Genomic DNA, 3,568 nt, shown 5'->3' with positions numbered 1-3,568 from the left:
ACCTACAAAAATGATAAAACGTGAACTCGGAAACGAGTGGCATTAAGCTTTGATCGGCAAAATCATTAAGAACACAAAAGTGATCATTATCGAGTGATTTTCGTGATCAAAGCTTAATGAGAATAAGTGATCAAAGTTAATGCCATTAGGTGATCAAAGCTGGGGAGAATATGCATCAGGAACATTTCTTGAATGTCTTTATCTGGTATTTGTTTTATTAGGTATCTATCAAGCGAACTAATGTTTTTATATTTCTTAGCTAAAAATAGTTGCTCGATAGTTTCTCTGGCTAACTCGCCAAATGTAGAGTCCAAGTGCATACCATCAAGGTATAAGTCGTTTATTCTGGTACCGAAGCCATTTGATTTCTCCTGAGTTATTTTGCCATCAATCTTAATAATTGAAACTATATCATCGGGTAGAAAGTCACTTAGTATGATAGGAGAGTGTGTTGTCAAAATTGTATTTATGGTTGCTCTTTTAAGTCCATTGTGATTTTTAAAATGGTTTATTATATCAATAACCTCACTAACAACTTTTCTTTGCCACTCAGGGTGAAGGTAGGCATCTATTTCATCTACAAGTAATTGGATATTTGAATAACCTTGTGAAATTAGCTGGTCGATGCCAGAGAAAATACGAGATTGTAGCTTTAATCTAGCTTCTTCACCTGAGCTAAGAGCATACCAACCATATGTAAAGTTATCTGCGGTATAATAATTTAGTTTGTTAAATTTTTCAGATATGTCGGCTATTAGTTGGCTATCCTTAAGATCGAAAGAAATGTATTTGGTATCAAAGTTAATATTTATATCGTTGTCTAGCAATGATTGAGTCATCTCTTCTAAGTTATCTCTAAAAGATTCGGACTCATAAATTATGTCTTCAATAGGATCACTTTTACTTAGTAGGTTATTTTCATCAATGTGTTGATTGATAATTTCAGGGATTTTCTCTTCAGAAAGTGAAGCTTGGAAAATTACATTTATATAAAACCATGCCCTTTCATTCGGCTCACTTATTTTCAAAGAGGCTTTTTTTAAGAAATCACTTATTAAATAGTTATATATATACCAAAATGTATCATCACTGAGTCTGTGTTTTTTATTGATGTTTCTGTAGGGTGATTGCATGTACCTACTTAAGGCTTTTTTTATTATTGTACTAGTTATCGGCCTTTCTCTAGAAATATTCTCTATCGAGAATGTTATCTCGTTTGCTAATACAGCAGCTTGGCTCTTTTCAGTTTCATCGATGATTAAATGATAGAAATCTCGATTTTTCATCAATGTAGAAACGTTATCACTAGTTAGCTTATTTACTGCTTGTTCAAGGTAATTCTTACTTGAGGGGTAAATGTGGAACCTAAATGATAAGGATGCTCCAACTACTTTTTTTTGATAGTTGATATATTCAGCATACTTTAATTCCCTAGCAACCTCAGCCATAAGAATTTTTTTCTTTGTTACTCTTTTCTCAAGAAATTTATTTGAAGATAACTTTAGTACATTCTTTTTTTCTTTACTGCGTTCATTAAAAGCAAATTTGTTTAAGTCAAAAAGATTGGTTATAAAAAGTAGGCTAGTCCTATTGTTTGGATTATACTCATTAATAGGGCTGCCATTAAGGAAAGCTTCTGATAAAGAGTTGTTTTTTACATAATACTTCGAGTCAACGTCATTCCAGAAAACAGCTGCACCAATTCCTACAATTTCACCAAAAGCCCCTTCAATGAACTCTAAAATTGATGTTTTACCAGCCCCATTTTTACCTATTATTAGTTTTATATTTTGTCCACGATAATATTTTTCTTTAAACTTACAATGCTGTTTTTTTACACGAATGTGAGGTCTATCGAAATCACAGATGAAGTTTTGATTCAGGTTCACGAAGAGATCTTTAATACCTTTATATTCATCAATGTATATACAAACAAGTTCCATATGAGAAGGCTACAATTTTTTATGATAGGCATAGATTGCTAGATCCCAAGCATTTTTTAAAGAAGAAAAGTGAAAAAGTTAGATTTAAGTATAAATTCAGGTAAAACTAAAATATCCTTAGTACACTTTCAGGTTGAATACTAAGAGAATCTTAGCAGGATGTAATTAACAGCTAAGGTTCATATGGAAACCCCAATACCTCCACGTCTAAAATCTGCAAGAAAAGCAGCTGGACTTACCCAGCAGCAGCTTGGAATGGCTTTAGGTTTGGAGCCAAACACGGCTAGTGCTCGCATGAACCAATATGAAAAAGGCAAACATGCCCCAGATTTTTTAACCATGAAACGCATTGCTAAAGAGCTAGATGTGCCAGTAGCTTATTTTTATTGTGAAGAAGATGATCTAGCTGAGCTAATACGTGTTATTGGGAAACTGACAGAAGAAGAGCAAAAAGAATTATTAAGTACTTTGGGTTCAAAATAAGGTTGATGGAAATGAGTTTTAACACATATTTAATAATAAACATTGAAAAATGAAATGGAAAAGCCATCTAAAATTGAGGATTAGCCAGAGTTGTGAGCTGCATCGGATCTAACAACTCTGGCAAAGATCGTGAACTTAAATCTTTTCAGCTGACTTAGATTGGTTATTTCGACCTTTTAGATGCAAATGGGCAGATTCTGAAATATCACATCCGATAGCTTGTCGATTTAAGTTATTGGCAGCTACTAAAGTAGCTCCTGAGCCAAAAAAAGGATCGATGATGATTTCATTTTCCTTACTGCTTTGAGAGATAAGCGTTTCAATTAACTTAACTGGTTTTTCAGTAGGGTAGCCCCTATATACTCTTTTACAAGTGAGGATGTCTGGCACGCTTAGATCATTTAACTTGCGCTTACCTTTCTCGAAAAAAAGAATATATTCGTGTCTGGCTCTGTAATGATAACCCATTCCGATAGTTACTTTATCCCAAATTATTGGCTTCCAAAACTTGAAACCTACTTTTTCAGCTATTGGCTTAATATAAAACATTGTTTCTTGATCGCAGAATAGATAAAAATGCGAACCTTTTTTAAGTACTCTGTAAATTTCTATTAGTAGTTCTTCAAAGCGATTATTTGGAAATATGTCGAACCATTGATTGCTTGACGATTTACTTACTTTTAGGCGAGTGGTGGTTCCTATTTTTCGATGTTTTTCTAATGATTCGTAGGGTGGGTCAGTAATTAAAAGATCAACACTTTCGGTTGAAAGTGTTGATAACCAATTTACCGCATCATCTTTAAATACTTGCATTAAATCTCTTTAGTTAAAGTGTGCTGCATAATCGGCCATTGTGTGAGCTTTTTGATGCTGTCCCCTTCGGTAAATGGCGGCAATCTATACAATAGCTTTGGAAACCATCGGGGTTTTGTGACGATTTACGTGCGGGAGTTTTACCAAATGAGTTAGGGTAATAATGAAATACGTGTTCCGAACCATTTGCATCAGAGCAATGTGAATCGCCCCGAGTTCATCGGAGACCAGTTTGTTTAAGTCAGGCCACTTTACCTGACTCGTTTAAATTATCATAGTAGTCTGTTTCATATTGAGCTGGTGAAATATACCCAATTGAAGATAATAAG

Annotated in this window: 3 protein-coding genes; 1 reads left to right on the top strand and 2 read right to left on the bottom strand. The window is 34.0% G+C overall.

Annotated features, from left to right (window positions below):
• Positions 1-113: 113 nt before the first annotated feature.
• Positions 114-1,943: an AAA family ATPase gene (locus QMA12_RS21825; protein WP_290211481.1), complete on the bottom strand. Its 1,830-nt coding sequence runs from the start codon at positions 1,941-1,943 to the stop codon at positions 114-116.
• Between the two features lie 183 nt (positions 1,944-2,126).
• On the opposite strand from QMA12_RS21825, the gene QMA12_RS21820 reads away from it, so the two are divergent.
• Positions 2,127-2,426 carry a helix-turn-helix transcriptional regulator gene (locus tag QMA12_RS21820; protein ID WP_290211480.1) on the top strand — a complete coding sequence of 100 codons (300 nt, stop codon included), beginning with the start codon at positions 2,127-2,129 and terminating at the stop codon, positions 2,424-2,426.
• Between the two features lie 135 nt (positions 2,427-2,561).
• On the opposite strand, the gene QMA12_RS21815 is transcribed toward QMA12_RS21820, so the two are convergent.
• Complete coding sequence (locus tag QMA12_RS21815) at positions 2,562-3,239, bottom strand: site-specific DNA-methyltransferase (RefSeq protein WP_290211479.1); 678 nt, start codon at positions 3,237-3,239, stop codon at positions 2,562-2,564.
• Between the last annotated feature and the right edge of the window lie 329 nt (positions 3,240-3,568).

Origin of the sequence: Pseudoalteromonas sp. APC 3893 (assembly GCF_030408095.1) — a bacterium.
Classification (GTDB): domain Bacteria; phylum Pseudomonadota; class Gammaproteobacteria; order Enterobacterales; family Alteromonadaceae; genus Pseudoalteromonas.
Note: the sequence above shows the minus strand (reverse complement) of the source record. Positions and strands in the feature narration are given on the sequence as shown.